Raw genomic sequence first — 13951 nt, 5'->3', positions numbered from 1 at the left:
GCACACATTGTTTCAGAGATCTGGCGTTTGCCGTGTTTTTGACGTGGCGTCGAGTCCGGTTCGGTATTGTCATGCCGTAGTGCGCGCGCTCGCGCACGTGTGACCGATCGGGAAGCGGCAAAAGAGGTACGTGCATGAGTATGAATGGTCAGGCGCCTTCGCCTCGTCCGGTGGGGCAGGGGCCCTCCCGTACGCGGACGTTCCAACCGGAAAGCCCCGTGCTCGGCCCCGCTGAGCGGGAACGGGCGGCGCATATTGTCGCGAGTATCGCCGAGGTGTTCGGCACGCGGGTCGTCGGCCAGGAGCGTCTGCGGCTCGCGCTTCTCACAAGCCTCGCCGCCGGTGGCCACGTGTTGCTCGAGTCTGTGCCCGGTCTCGCGAAGACGACTGCCGCGCAGGCGCTCGCGAGCGCGATCGGCGGCTCGTTCCGCCGAATCCAGTGCACGCCCGACCTCATGCCGAACGACATTATCGGTACGCAGATCTTCAACTATGGCACCGGTGAGTTCACGACCCAGCTCGGCCCGGTGCACGCGAACATCGTCCTTCTCGACGAGATCAATCGCTCGAGCGCAAAGACCCAGTCGGCGATGCTCGAAGCGATGCAGGAGCGTCAGACGTCAATCGGCGGTGAGGTCTATCCACTCCCGCACCCGTTCATGGTGCTCGCGACCCAGAACCCCATCGAGGAAGAGGGCACCTACGTGCTGCCCGAAGCCCAGATGGACCGCTTCCTCATGAAGGAAATTCTCACTTATCCCAAGCCCGCGGAAGAGCATGAGATTCTCGATCGCTCGACCTCGGGCACGCTCGCTGCGCCAAAGAGCTCGAGGCCGAGCGTGAGCCTTGAGGACATCGAGTTCCTTCAGCGTGCGGTCGACCGCGTGTACGTGGATGCCGCGGTCAAGCGCTACATCATCGACCTCGTGTTCTCGACCCGAGGCTCGGGCCCGCGCCCGATTCAAAACCTCACCCAATCGGTGCGCGTGGGCGCATCGCCCCGTGGTTCGCTCGCACTCATGCGCGTCGCGCAGGCCCACGCGCTCGTCGAAGGACGCGACTACGCTACCCCCGACGACGTACGGGCCCTGCGCTACTCGGTGCTGCGCCACCGACTCGTGATGACCTTCGACGCACTCGCGAGCGGAATTACGCCTGAGACGATCATCGACGCGGTGTTCTCCGCGGTTCCACTTCCGTAGGAGCCGCTTTGGCGTCGCTTCTAACCAAGGTCAAGGCCAAGATCGAGATCACGACCACCAAAAAGGTGCGTGGTCTCATCTCGGGCCGCGGGCGCTCCCTGTTTAAAGGCAGCGGCGAAGACTTCGACGACCTCAAGTACTACCAGCCCGGCGACAAAATCTCCGATATCGACTGGAAGGCGACCGCAAGAAGCGGCGAGCCGCTCATCCGCCAATTCAACGAGGAGCGCGTACGCTACCTGTGCGTCATCGGCGATACGTCGGGTGCGATGGCAGCGAGCGCCGCCGACGGAACCTCCAAGCGCGACGCCCTCGTGACCGCCGCGGGCCTGCTGTGCTACCTCGCCCACTCCAACGGCGATCTCGTGGGACTCGTTGCGGGGACCCCGGGCGATCAGCTCCAGCTTCCTGCGCGCAGCTCGCGCGGCCACCTCGAACTCCTCCTCAGAACTCTCCAGAAGAACACCGTCCTCGGCGGGGCCCCCGCGAATGTTGAATGGGCACTCACGCGGGCCCTCAGGCTCACGCGTCGCTCAAGTCTCATGCTCCTCATCACCGACGAGGCGAACCCCGGACCAGAATGTGAAGGGGCTCTTCGACGTCTCATGACGCGCCACGACGTGCTGGTCGTGCGCATCCGCGACGCCGACCCGCTCGGGCGCCTGGACCTCGATGCCGCACTCATCGACCCCGGCTACCCGCGCGAAATCCTTCGCCACACGCGCACGGTCGCGGCCGTGCAAAAGGAAGCAGACGCGTTCCGCGAGAAGCGCGAAGCTGACATCACGGCGATGCTCGACTCCCTCGGGATCGTCCACACCCTTACCGACGGCGACTCTCAGATCGTTGACGACATGATCGCGATGTTTCGCAGACAGGGGGCACGTAATGGACGGCCTTGAGATCATCGACCCGCCGCAGTATTCGATTGCGTGGCTCATCCTCGCGGTGCTGTGCGCGCACGTCATCATCGCGCTCATCACGACCCTTGTGAAGCTCACCCGCTGGCTCGTCGAGCGACGCGCCTACGCGAAGCGCCCCGGCGCAACCGACGCCCTCAAAGCCGAATTCCTCCGCTCGATCAACGCTCTCGGGGAAGCCGTCGACGCAGGCGAGAAGAGCGCGCGCGAGGGACATCGCGATCTCGAAGCCATCCTGCGTGTCTTTGTCCTTCGCAGCGAGGGGCTCGATATTCGCCAAGAACCCGTCGAACGGATTCAGGCCGACCCGCGCACGCAGACCGTCGGAAATCTCCTCGCCCGCACCCACGAAGCAGGCTATGCCCGCGACAGTCGCACGCGCCTTTCCGAAAGTCTGCACGCGGCTAGAGGGGTGGTGCGCGCATGGTCATGAGTTTCTGGTGGGTGAGCTGCCTCCTCCTGATCGCGGGCCTCATCGCGTGGGCCTTCGCCTATCTCAACCGTCGTGCCGTGCGTAATCGCGCGCTGTTCGTCGCGAACACGAGCTACCTCGACCACCTACCGAGCGTGCGGCGCGCACAAAAAACCTCGCGCGTTCTGCGCCTCGTGAGCGTCGCGCTCGCGGGCATACTCGTGCTGTCCGGGGCCCTCCTTTCCGGGCGCCTCGCAAGCGAACGCGTTGAAACCCCGTCATTCAAGAACCGCGACATCGTGCTGTGCCTCGATATTTCCGGCTCGATGCTCCCCTTCGACCGCGAAATTCTCGAAAGCTACCTCGAGCTTGTCGATGGCTTCAAGGGAGAACGCGTCGGGCTGTCGATCTTTAACTCGAACTCGCGCACGGTCTTCCCGCTCACGAATGACTACGGTTTGATCCGACGCGAGCTCAAGCGGGGGATCGAAGCTCTCAACTACAATCCCGTCGCCCATAGGCTCGGCACGGCCCAGTACAGCGACGAGGACATCCAGAAATTTTGGGACTTTGTGGGCGGCACCTACTCGGAGACCTACCCGCCCTCGCTTATCGGCAACGGTGTCGCCTCGTGCGGTCAGTTGTTCGACCACGCGGAAGAGGAACGCTCGCGCTTCGTGGTCCTCGCAACGGATAACGAACCGGGCGGCACCGGCATTTACGAACTCCCCGGAGCCGTCGACACCCTGATCGAGCGCGACATCACGATGTGGACCTTCTATCCGGGGGCGTCGGCCTGCCAGGGACACTGCGCGGATGAACTCAAAACCGAGACAGAACGATCGGGCGGTGGCTTCTGGGCCTCGTCTGACCCGGGGGCGATTCCAGCGATTATCGCCCAGATTCAAAAGGCACAGGCGCGGGACATGGGCGCGATTGCGCGAGTCATCCGCACCGACCATCCCGCCATGTTCTTCGGGCTCTGCCTCGCAATGCTGATCGGAGTGGTCGTCGTAGGGTGGAGGCAGCGATGAATATTGGACTGCATCCCCTCATGCCGTGGTGGGCCATCGCCCTCATTTTCGTTCCGCTCGCGGTCACGTGCGCCGTGCTCCTCGGAGTGCGCAAGGGAGCACGTCTCGACTGGCTGCGGCGCCTGCTCATGGTGCTCGTTCTCGCCGTCGTGGCTCTGCGGCCCGTGACGGGCGATGAAACGCTGAGCACTCAGCGCCTCAACGCGAACGTGATCTTCGTTGTGGACCTCACGGGCTCGATGAACGCCGAAGACTACGACGGCTCGAAGCCGCGCCTCGAGGGGGCCAAAGCCGATATGGCTCGGATCATGGAGGGCTTGAAAGGCGCGCGTTTTTCGATTCTCACGTTTGATTCGAGTGCCTCTGCGCAGCTTCCGCTCACGACCGATGCAGGCGCGGTCAAGTCGTGGATCGACACGGCACGTACCGAAACAACCGCTTACTCGCGCGGATCGAACGTCGACCGCCCGCGAGGCGCTCTCCAGAAGCTCGTAGAACAAACCAAAAAAGAAGACCCTGATTCGCGCGTCATCGTGTATTTCTTGAGCGATGGCGAAAACACCGACCAGAAGAAATCAGAGCCCTTCGGGGCGCTCGGCGGAAGGCTCGACAGCGGCGCCGTGCTCGGCTATGGCACCGCGGCGGGCGGCCCCATGAAAACCGTGGGTGGTGAGCATGATGGCGAATATATTAAGGACCCTGCGGGCGGTCGGGGACTTTCAAAAATCGATGAAAAGAACCTGCAGTTCATCGCGCAGCAAATGGGCGTTGCCTACTTCCACCGCACCGGTGGCGAGGATGGAGCAGCCCTCGAGAAAACGTGGAAGAACCTCAAACTCGAGTTCATTGACTCGACCGAGGAACAGCCCACGCCTAGCTTTGAGGATTGGTACTGGATCGCCTCGATCCTCCTCACGCTCCTGGCAGTGTGGGAGCTTGTCACTCTCACTCTGCGCCTGCCCAAGCCCCTGTCTCGCGCCGACGTCGCGCGCGCCGGAAGGAGATAGCCATGTCGAAAGGCTCGCACGACCAGAGGCTTACGGTGCGAGAGCGCTTCGGCCTTCGCCGCTCGGCGCGAAAAGGGCGCGGCTACGGAATTGATCGCGGGCGCTTTCTTACCCTGCGGGTGATCGGCACATTGCTGATCGCGATCCCCGTTCTCCTCCTTTTCGCGGGTATCGTGCGCTTCGTCTCGATGCCGCTCACCCAGGCGTGGGCTCTGGGAGCGTATTCGAACGAGCAGTACGAAGATACGCGTGACCGTCTCGGTCCCGTCGAAAAACTCAACCTTTTCGAGCCCTACCTTCCGCATCTCACGAAAGGCACCGCGTTCCTGCGCGAAAACAAGTTCCCCGAGGCGCGCGGAGAGCTTGAAAAGGCGTTGAGCGAGTGGACGACGGGGAAGGACCTCAACAAACCACCGCATGCCGAGTGCAAGATCCGCAACAACCTCGCGGTCGCGATGGCTGGAGAAGCGAAGGCTATTGAAGACCCGAATGAGCGCGCGGACCTTCTGTATAGGGCCGAAGAGATCCTCGAGCCGTGCCAAAACGGGGGAAGCTCCTCGGATTCCAACGAAGATAAGGAATCGACCGGGAAAACGGGCAAGCAGATCGAGGAAGAGCGGAAGGAAGCCGACCGCGAAGCTGGGAACGAGGAGCGCGAGGGGCCCAGCGACAAAGGGAAAAACGACGAGGAAAACCCCGAAAACGATCCCAAGAAGAATGACCCGAAGGGGAAGGGGAACGAGGGCCACACCCCTACGCCCGATCCCGAGGAGCAAAAGAAACAGGAGGAGCTCAAGAAGCAGAACGGCGGCGATGACCCCTCGAACGGCGAGGGAGACGAAGACGGCAAGGGCGACGACAAGGGAGTAACGAAACCATGGTAGGAACTCGCGTGTATTTGGATCACGCTGCGACAACGGCAATCCGCCCAAGCGCGCTCGACGCGTACGCGCAGGCCGCCCGCACCCTCGGCAACCCCTCGAGCCAGCACGCCTCGGGGCGCCGCGTGCGCGGGATTTTCGACGACGCCGTCGCGGAGATCGCGGATGTCCTTGGCGTTCCGCGCAGCTGGATCATCATGACCTCCGGTGGCACGGAGGCCGACAATCTCGCCCTTCGCGGGATCGGAGGGCGCGTCGTTGGGCTTGCGACGGATCACCCCGCGGTCGTGGATACGGTGCGTGCGCTTGGCGGGGATCTCGCGCCGGTGGATTCCGACGGCTGCCTCGATCTCGCCGCGACCGAGCAGCTCCTGGCGCCTTCCGAGGGGCGAGACTCTGCCGCTCTCGTGAGCGCGGCCCTCGTGAATAACGAGACTGGAGTCATCCAGGACCTCGAGGCGCTTTCCGAGCTCGCCTCTCGCTATGGCGCCGTCGTCCACACCGACGCGGTGCAGGCCATGGCACACATGGCGCCACCGGACTTTGCGAAGGTGCCGCTGTGCTCGATTACGGGCCACAAGATCGGCGCTCCCGTGGGCGCGGGCCTCCTCGTCGCCGACCCGTCGATCAAGCTGTCGGCATTCGGCACAGGTGGCGGGCAGCAGCGCGGTATTCGTTCAGGCACGCTCGATGCGCCCCACGCTGCCGCGCTCGCGGTGGCACTTCGCGAGAGCGCCGAGGAGCGCCAGTCACAAGGCGAAGAAAGGGAGGCGCTTGCCGGGTATTTGCGTGAGAGCATCCGCCAGATCGATCCCCGCGCCCATTTCACGGCCGAGAACGCCCCGCGTTCTGCGCACGTCGTGCACGTGTGCTTCGAGGGCGCCGACCAGGACGCGATCTTGTTCCTCCTCGACCAGGAAGGCATCGACTGCTCGGCGGGATCGGCCTGCCACGCTGGCGTCACGCAGGCCTCCCACGTGCTCAGCGCAATGGGGTACTCGGAGACCCGGATGCGCGGCGCTATCCGGTTCTCACTCGGGTGGACGAGCACGAGAGCGGATGTCGAGGCGCTCGTACGCGTCCTCCCGGGGGTTCTCGAGCAGGCGCGAGCGGTCGCGTCGAACCGCTGATTCTTTCGTGAGATGCCCCGCGCACATCGTGTGTGCGGGGCTTTCGCTTTGTACAGTGGAGGCGTTTGCAACGCATGCGAGTGAAAGGCGCGAGGTGAAGGTTCTTGCCGCGATGAGTGGCGGTGTCGATTCGGCTGTGGCTGCGGCGCTCGCCGTTGAGCAGGGCCACGATGTCGTGGGTGTGCATATGGCGCTGTCGAAAAACCGCGAACAGACCCGCAACGGTTCGCGCGGGTGCTGCACGGTCGAAGACGCTTCGGATGCCCGCCGCGCGGCGGATCATATTGGGATTCCGTATTACGTGTGGGACCTCTCTAACGACTTCCACGACCTCGTGGTGGAGGATTTCCTTTCGGAGTACTCGCGCGGCCGCACCCCGAATCCATGCGTGCGCTGTAACGAGCGGATCAAGTTTGCGGCGCTCATGGACCGCGCTCGTCTGCTTGGATTCGATGCGGTGTGCACGGGCCACTATGCCTCGATTAGGAACGAAGGCCCGAAAGGTGCGCGCTCGCTCCACAGGAGCGCGAACATGCTCAAGGACCAAAGCTACGTGCTTGCGGTGATGGGGCCCGAAGGGCTTGCGCGCTCGGTGTTCCCGCTCGGAGATTTCGCCGATAAGGCAGAGGTGCGTGCCGAGGCGGATCGGCGTGGGCTCGGAGTCGGCCACAAGCCTGATAGCTACGACATTTGCTTTATTCCCGACGGGGACACTCGCGGTTTCCTCGAGCGTGAGCTCGGTGAGCAGCCCGGGGAAATCGTCGATACGGACGGTCGGGTGCTCGGCGAGCACTCGGGCACGTACGGTTTTACCGTGGGGCAGCGTAAAGGGCTCAACCTGGGCCGACCAGCCGCCGATGGCAAGCCGCGCTATGTACTCGACGTCAAGCCCGAGGCGCGCCAGGTCGTCGTGGGGGCCGCCGAACTGCTCTCGACGCGCACGCTCATCGCGAGCGATGTGGTGCGGTTCGAGGATCTTGACAAGGGCCGCGAAGTCGAGGCGCAGATTCGCGCACACGGCGAGGCAATTGCGGGCGTCATCACGGGCGTCGAGGCCGACCGGGAGGGCGAGGGAGAGATCGCCTCTGTCAGTGTCGAGCTTGCTCGACCGATCCGCGGGGTCGCGCCCGGTCAAACCCTCGTGCTGTACGCGGGCGACCGCGTGCTCGCCTCGGCAACTCTCGACGCGCGCGCATGACAGCACACGGGGGAGCGCCCGATTCGCTCGTGACGATTTTTTCCGACGGCACCCTCGCTCTCACCGAGTCCGCCGCGGACATTGATGGTGGCCGCCTCCTCGGTCGATTGACGCGGATGCGCTCCCTTCTCGGTTCGAGTCCTGAGGCGGGTCTCGGGGTGGAGCCCTCGCTCGCGCTCGGAGGCGAGGACTCCTTCGATCACGTTCTTCCGGCGAGCCTCGCGATGCTGCCGGTGTCGGGAGACCTCGCCCCGTACGGTTGGCGGATCGGCCCGGGCGAAGGCGCACGATGGCGCGCCAACCGCGATGCGGCCTTTGCGCGCCTCGACGCGGCTCGCCTCGCATTTTTCGAGTATGAGGGGCCGTTGAGCCTTGTGCGCCTCGGGCCCGTGTCGTGCGCCTCTTCGGTGTTTATGGCTTCCGGCGAGCTCGCGCTCGCCGATGCGGGGCTCGTGCGGGAGCTTCCCACCCTCATTGCCGAGGGCATCGGCTCCGAGGTTTCCGTGCTTCGCGAACGCGTATCTGGCGCACGGCCGCGCGTCATGCTCGATGAGCGAGGAGCACTTCGGGCCGTTGAGGGGCGTGTGCGTACCGCTTCCGGTTATCGTTTCCACCGCGCCATAGGCCGTACGGGGCTCACCGATCTTTTTTCGGCCTGCATAACCGGGGCCGCCGAGCGGGGGATTGGAACGGAAGAACTCACGCTCGCCGTTGACGCGCGAGTGGGGATCGTGCGTGCGGCCCTCGATGCGGGGGTGCGTAGTATCGCCCTCGATCCACTCTCGAGAGACCTCGCGGCCGTTGGTGGTGCGTGGGAGGCGCTTGCCGACGCCCGAGAAAGAGGCGTCGAGATTCGCTTCCTGGCGACGGCGGGCGCGGTCGAGAGATCGATGAGGCACGTCCTTGCCGCGTGGAACGAGCTTGGCTACGCCGCTCGCGAGGCTCGCGGCTTCGCATTCGCGGTTACGCGGCGACGGGCGGCCGACCCCGCGCGTGAAAATGGCGCGTCGGCCTTCGTGCGCCCGTGCGACATGGACGAAATCATGCACGCCGCGCCGGGCCTTGCCGAACGCGTGAGCGACTAGGGCGATTAAGCGAGAAAGACGCCCGCTACTTCGAGCTCGTACGCGGTAGAAGCAGCCACGCGAGCGCTCCGAAAACAGCGAGGATCGCGACGAGGATCATGACGCTCGGGATTGCTTCCGGGCGCATGAAGGCGACTGGAACGAGGGCGATTGCAATGAGCGCCGCGGCGAGACCGAGTACGAGGCTCAGCGCGCCGACGACGCGAATCAGGGCCTTCGTGCTCGTTCGCCCGTGGGCGGGCGAACGCGCGGCGAGTGCCCACAGGGAATGCGACGCGAGCACAAGGATCGCGAAGGCGATTGCCGGTGCGAGCGAAAGCGGAGGCGAGGCCCACAGAGCGAAGATCCACACCGCGAACGTGACGAGTCCCGCCTCTGATCCCGGCTGGGCTAGTTGAAGAAGGTTGAGTACGGCGAGCGCGATAAACGGCAGTATGATCCCCATCGTGAGAGGTGCCGTAAAACCAGCCGTTGCACCCGCCGCGACGACGAGCGCAGCGGCGATTTGCGCGGCGAGCGCGCCGATCCTCGCGCACCACTGAGTGGGAGAGACGGCCCGAACGAGGTCGAAAGCATCGAGAAGATGATCGGTGAGGGAACGGATCACAGAGCCTCCTCGAGGCGGCGCACGGGAATCCCGCGTCGTTCAAGATCGGCGATGACGAAGCGCCTCTCAAATCCGCGAATAACCCATGCCTCGTCCCACAGATGAGTGTCCTCGATCCCGTCGATGCGGCGCATGGGAGCACCCGTGAGGCGCGCGGTATTCGTGAGTTCTGCGGGAAGTGTGTCGATGATTGTGAGGTTCGCGCCGATCGTGCGTAGAAGGCCAATCTGCCCGATGAACTCTTCGCTCAGGAGGGGAGTGCACGCGATGGTGAGTGTGCCGGAGCGGATGCGCGGGGCCCGACGTAAACGAGGAGACACGGACTTGTCGCGCGATACGGCCGAAAGCGCTTCGAGGATGCGTCGCATGTGACGCTCGCCCGTGCCGAAGGGGATCGACCCGATTAACGCTCCCGCATCATGCAGGCCCACGCGGTCGCCGAGCGAGAGGTAATGGCGCGCGAGCACCGTCGCAGCTTCAACACTCATATCGAGGCTCGAGGCGCGGCCATCCCCGGGCTCGGCACCGATCGGCCGGATATCGGCCATCGTATCGACGACGATGAGGACGTCCGTGTCTCGTTCGGAAAAGGTCTCGTTCGTGTGCAGGACTCCCCGGCGTGAGGTCACGCGCCAGTTGATTGTTTTGAGTCGATCGCCCGCGCGGTAGGGGCGGATGTCGGCGAGCGCCGTCCCCTCACCTTTCGTGCGGGAAGTATGGGGACCGCTCACACCGAGGACGCGCTCAAGGGGAAGGGGTCGAGGTTTCGCCGTTGCACTCGCGACGGCAGAAACGTTGCGCGCTGCGTGGTGCCGGTGGCGTCGGAACGCCCCGAGCGCATCGGTTTCTTGCACGGTGAACGGGCCGAACTCGTGCGTGCCCCACACCCGGGGCGTCGCCCGAACCCACGTACTTTCGAGACCCGTGATGACCGCCCATCGAGGCGAATACTCGAGCCCGCTGTTCATGTGGACGCCCACGGTCACGAGTGTTCCGCGAGCACCGCGAGCGATCGCCGTGACGCTCTCACCCTCGTTGACTTTGGCTTCCGCGGCCTCGAGCGTTGCCGGCTTCGCCTCGCTCGGCCGCATGATGTGGGCGACCGCAATCCAGGCAACGAGCGCACACCCAGCAAGGAGGGCGTCGAGGCGTGAGCCGAGCACGCCGTACAGGATGAACGCCGCGGCTGCGAGTACCGCGCGCGTATAGGCCTGGGTTGTACGCATTCTCAAGCGGCAGCTTCGGGGGCGGGAACGCGCGTGAGAATCGAGTCGATCACGCTCGCGGGTGAAATGTTCTGGAGCCACAGTTCGGGCCGGATCACAACGCGGTGCTCGAGGCACGCGTGGGCCAAAGTCTTGATGTCTTCAGGAATCACGAATTCGCGGCCCTGGATGAGCGCGAGCGCGCGTGCGCACTGAATGAGCGCGAGCGAGCCGCGAGGCGAAGACCCCATCGCGGTCTCGCTGTGCTCTCGCGTTTCGCGCACGAGCGCGACGGCGTAGCGGCCAACGGCCTCGCTCACGTGAATTGTTTCGACTGAGCGCTGCAGCTTTTCGAGTTCGCCCGCCTGGAGCACGCGCTCGACGTCGATGCTCTCCTCGCGGCGCTCGATTCGGCGTGCGATGACATCCCATTCGTCGTCGGCGCTCGGGTAGCCGAAGGTCAGTCGCATGAGGAAACGGTCGAGTTGGGCCTCGGGCAGGGGATAGGTCCCTTCGGTTTCGACGGGATTGGCGGTTGCGAGCACGTGAAATGGGCGCGGGAGTGCGTGCGTCGTGCCCTCGATACTCACCTGGCGTTCCTGCATCGCCTCGAGGAGCGCAGCCTGAGTTTTGGGAGGCGTGCGGTTGATTTCATCGGCAAGGAGGAGCCCCGTGAATACCGGACCTGGCCGAAACTCAAACTCGTTCGTTTTTTGATTGAACACCTCGGAGCCCGTGAGATCGGCAGGCAGGAGGTCGGGCGTGAACTGGGCGCGGCGAAACTCGAGTCCAAGAGCGAGAGCGAACGAGTGGGCCGTGAGCGTTTTGCCGAGGCCCGGGTAGTCCTCGAGGAGGACGTGTCCGCCCGCGTAGATGCCCGCGAGGAGCTTCGTGAGCGCTTCGCGCTTACCGACGATCGCGCGCTCTGTCTCGTCGAGGATGCGCGTGCTGAGTGCGGCGGCCTCGCTCGGGGTGAAGGTGTCGGTCATGGCCTCTCCTTGACGTGGGGTGCGGGGGCGATCAGTCGTGCGTATGCACTCTCGAGGTCGCGCAGCGCTGCGACGAGGCCGCGACGTGTGAGGCGGACCTGCGTCGTGCGCGGTCGAGGGGCATAGGCGGGGGAGTGGGCAGCGTCGCTCTCTTCCGCACAGGCGATAATGTCCGACGTTTGCTGCGACAGCACTAGGTTTTCCCCGCGCGTGGCAGCGAGGGTCTCGAGTTCGTGAGCGATGCCCGCGAGGTACGTTGCGGGAAGGCGCGGGCCTTGCCGCTTTGTCTCGATTGTGCGGTAGAGGTCATCCTCGATGCGGCGCACGCGGCGATCCTTTGCTGCTTCGAGCTCGGGTGCTGCGCGATAGAGGACTCGCGGAAACTCGGGAGCCTCGCTTCCGGTGAGTCCCGTGGCATTGAGCTCCCTCGCGAGCAGTGCGCCGAGGGTAAAGATAAGCGCGTAGGCGAGGTTGAGGCGGATATCGACGAGGTGCAGCGCGAGGACGATTGCCGTCGTCACCGCCGTCACGGCGAAGGTGAGCACGAGACGTTTCATGAACGTGCGCCTCCCTTGCGGGCCGTGTCCAATTCGCCGCTCAAGGCACGGAGCAAGTCTCGTGCCTCGTTGAGGCTGGCGGGGCGAGTTTCTGCGCTCGAGTAGCGTTCGGTTCGGTAGAGCTCCCCAAGGCGCGCGAGGCGAGAGTTATCGAGTCCAGCGGAGCCGACGACGCGCTCGACAAACTCGCTTGAGGTTTCGTAGGAATAGCGACCATAACCCTCTTCCGTGAGGCGGGCTTCGATCGCGAGCCATGCCGCGACAATGGCGTTGCCGTCGACCGCACTCCTCTCAAGGGCTTGCGCCGCGGCCTGGAGAGAGGCCGCGACAGCGGAGGCTTCGACTTCGCTCGGCGCGTCCCCACTTTCGCTTTGAGGAGTGAGTGTTCGCCGCGTCCTAAGCGCGCGTAGCCCTACCCGCACACAAATGATGAGTAAGCACAGCCCTGCAAGCGCGAGTAGCGCCCACACGATGATCTCGAGGGTCGGGCCGAGGGGATTGGGGCCCTCGGGTTGATACTGCTCGAACCCCGCGGAGATTTCCGTATTGACGTGTGCCTTCTGGTCAGTCGCGCTCTCCTGCGGGAGGACATCGAGGGCCGAGGGGCCGGCGCCGATGTCCACGAGGGGAGGCATGTGCGCGGCCGTTGCACATCCGAAGAGGAGAGCGCAAACGATCGCGATGAGCGCAGGAAGAACCCGCTCAACTTTCATCGCGAATCTCCCTTCACTCCGGGCCTCGTGATTCGTGCGCGGCGCGGCGTTCTTTGTCCCGAAATCCTATACCGGAGCCCTGAAGGGGATGCTCGTGCCGGTGATCGCGTGAGATATTTGAGGGGGAACGGACGTGAGCGAGAAACGCGAGGCGAGGCATTGAACCACAGCGGCTGGGCTTTTGACGACGACGCGCCCCTGACGGCGCGCCTCACGGCTGCCTTCGCCTTCACCGTGGCCGCGGGCCTCTCCATACTCTTCACGATCGTGTGGCTTCTCAGTGATGGTCTAAGTGCCGACATCTCGCTCGGAGGCCTCATCGCCCCGCTCATGCTCGGAATTTTCATCGCGGTCGCCGGTGCGGTGTATGACGCGACGCGTCGGCGCTTGCCGTTTGCATGGATGTGCGGTGTTGTCGCCGCGAGCATTCTTGCGCTTGCTCTCGCGGGCGCGACTGTTTTCGAGCTCTTGACCGACCAGCGGTATGAGCTTTCGCCGTTCGTCTATCTCATTGGCGTGCCCGTGTATGGCGCTCTCGCGTGGGCCGTGCTCGCTCTCTGGCCCGCGCCAAAGAAGCAAGAGTCGCGACTCTTCGGCTCGGGTGAGGATCGGGGCGACTGGCGCGAAGAATTCATTCGTGCCGCTCGCGTGCGCGGGGACCTCACCGAAAAACGCATCGAGGAGCTCGCTGACGACGCATTCGCCCGTGCCGAATCTGCACACCGAAGCGTGGGGGAGGAGTGCGGCGATCCCGTGCGATACGCGCGTAACCTCCCGAAGGATCGCGCGACGGTCGCAAAACGCAAGCTTTTCTTCCAGCTTGCACTCATGGTGCTCGCTGGCATCCTCCTGGCCTTGGACATAAGCGGAGAGCGACAGAGTTCCTTTGGCATCGGAGCGCTCGTGCTGTGGCTCGCCATCTTTGCGGTGGGTGCAGTCTCCTCGTTCTTCCTGTGGCGAAAAGCGAAGCGCGAGCAGGAAGGCGAAGCGGAGCGGCCCGTAGACTGAACG

15 protein-coding genes are annotated in these 13951 nt (G+C 64.4%); 10 read left to right on the top strand and 5 right to left on the bottom strand.

The annotated features are described in order from the left end of the window. The first annotated feature begins 134 nt into the window (after window positions 1-134). From FXY94_RS09425 to FXY94_RS09385, 9 genes are all read left to right on the top strand, one after another. Complete coding sequence (locus FXY94_RS09425; RefSeq protein ID WP_016664800.1) at window positions 135-1202, top strand: AAA family ATPase; 1068 nt, start codon at window positions 135-137, stop codon at window positions 1200-1202. Between the two features lie 8 nt (window positions 1203-1210). Next, window positions 1211-2104, top strand: coding sequence for a DUF58 domain-containing protein (locus FXY94_RS09420; RefSeq protein ID WP_016664799.1), 894 nt, complete (start codon window positions 1211-1213; stop codon window positions 2102-2104). Further along, window positions 2091-2555: a hypothetical protein gene (locus FXY94_RS09415; RefSeq protein ID WP_016664798.1), complete on the top strand. Its 465-nt coding sequence runs from the start codon at window positions 2091-2093 to the stop codon at window positions 2553-2555. The genes FXY94_RS09420 and FXY94_RS09415 overlap by 14 nt, the downstream gene beginning before the upstream one ends. Beyond that, window positions 2552-3568 (top strand): vWA domain-containing protein, encoded by a 1017-nt coding sequence (locus FXY94_RS09410; RefSeq protein ID WP_232049704.1) that lies wholly within the window; start codon window positions 2552-2554, stop codon window positions 3566-3568. The genes FXY94_RS09415 and FXY94_RS09410 overlap by 4 nt, the downstream gene beginning before the upstream one ends. Next, window positions 3565-4575 carry a vWA domain-containing protein gene (locus FXY94_RS09405; RefSeq protein ID WP_016664796.1) on the top strand — a complete coding sequence of 337 codons (1011 nt, stop codon included), beginning with the start codon at window positions 3565-3567 and terminating at the stop codon, window positions 4573-4575. The genes FXY94_RS09410 and FXY94_RS09405 overlap by 4 nt, the downstream gene beginning before the upstream one ends. A gap of 2 nt (window positions 4576-4577) precedes the next feature. Then, a complete protein-coding gene (locus FXY94_RS09400; RefSeq protein ID WP_016664795.1) occupies window positions 4578-5459 on the top strand; it encodes a hypothetical protein in 882 nt (293 codons plus the stop codon). Next, window positions 5453-6586 carry a cysteine desulfurase family protein gene (locus FXY94_RS09395; protein WP_040386574.1) on the top strand — a complete coding sequence of 378 codons (1134 nt, stop codon included), beginning with the start codon at window positions 5453-5455 and terminating at the stop codon, window positions 6584-6586. The genes FXY94_RS09400 and FXY94_RS09395 overlap by 7 nt, the downstream gene beginning before the upstream one ends. A 94-nt stretch (window positions 6587-6680) precedes the next feature. Beyond that, window positions 6681-7784 (top strand): tRNA 2-thiouridine(34) synthase MnmA, encoded by a 1104-nt coding sequence (gene mnmA, locus FXY94_RS09390; protein WP_016664793.1) that lies wholly within the window; start codon window positions 6681-6683, stop codon window positions 7782-7784. Further along, window positions 7781-8869, top strand: a complete 1089-nt coding sequence (locus FXY94_RS09385; RefSeq protein ID WP_016664792.1) for a hypothetical protein — start codon at window positions 7781-7783, stop codon at window positions 8867-8869. Before mnmA ends, FXY94_RS09385 begins: the two co-directional genes overlap by 4 nt. Window positions 8870-8894: 25 nt before the next feature. On the opposite strand, the gene FXY94_RS09380 is transcribed toward FXY94_RS09385, so the two are convergent. The 5 genes from FXY94_RS09380 to FXY94_RS09360 are packed head-to-tail and all read right to left on the bottom strand — an operon-like array spanning window position 8895 to window position 12940. Beyond that, window positions 8895-9476: a hypothetical protein gene (locus FXY94_RS09380; protein WP_016664791.1), complete on the bottom strand. Its 582-nt coding sequence runs from the start codon at window positions 9474-9476 to the stop codon at window positions 8895-8897. After that, the gene (locus tag FXY94_RS09375; protein WP_016664790.1) at window positions 9473-10702 is read right to left on the bottom strand and encodes a DUF58 domain-containing protein; all 1230 of its coding nucleotides are present in this window, start codon (window positions 10700-10702) and stop codon (window positions 9473-9475) included. Before FXY94_RS09375 ends, FXY94_RS09380 begins: the two co-directional genes overlap by 4 nt. 2 nt (window positions 10703-10704) lie before the next feature. Then, complete coding sequence (locus tag FXY94_RS09370) at window positions 10705-11670, bottom strand: AAA family ATPase (protein ID WP_016664789.1); 966 nt, start codon at window positions 11668-11670, stop codon at window positions 10705-10707. Next, entirely contained in the window at window positions 11667-12227 is a 561-nt protein-coding gene (locus FXY94_RS09365; RefSeq protein ID WP_016664788.1) for a hypothetical protein, read from the bottom strand. The genes FXY94_RS09370 and FXY94_RS09365 overlap by 4 nt, the downstream gene beginning before the upstream one ends. Beyond that, on the bottom strand, window positions 12224-12940 hold the full coding sequence (locus tag FXY94_RS09360; RefSeq protein ID WP_016664787.1) for a DUF4129 domain-containing protein: 717 nt from the start codon (window positions 12938-12940) through the stop codon (window positions 12224-12226). The genes FXY94_RS09365 and FXY94_RS09360 overlap by 4 nt, the downstream gene beginning before the upstream one ends. A 159-nt stretch (window positions 12941-13099) precedes the next feature. Here FXY94_RS09360 and FXY94_RS09355 point away from each other — a divergent pair, with 159 nt between their 5' ends. After that, entirely contained in the window at window positions 13100-13948 is an 849-nt protein-coding gene (locus FXY94_RS09355) for a hypothetical protein (RefSeq protein ID WP_016664786.1), read from the top strand. Window positions 13949-13951 lie beyond the last annotated feature (3 nt).

Origin of the sequence: Dermabacter jinjuensis, assembly GCF_902381725.1 — a bacterium.
GTDB classification, from domain to species: Bacteria; Actinomycetota; Actinomycetes; order Actinomycetales; family Dermabacteraceae; genus Dermabacter; species Dermabacter hominis.
The sequence above is the reverse complement of the archived record's forward strand: the minus strand, read 5'-3'. Positions and strand labels throughout refer to the sequence as shown.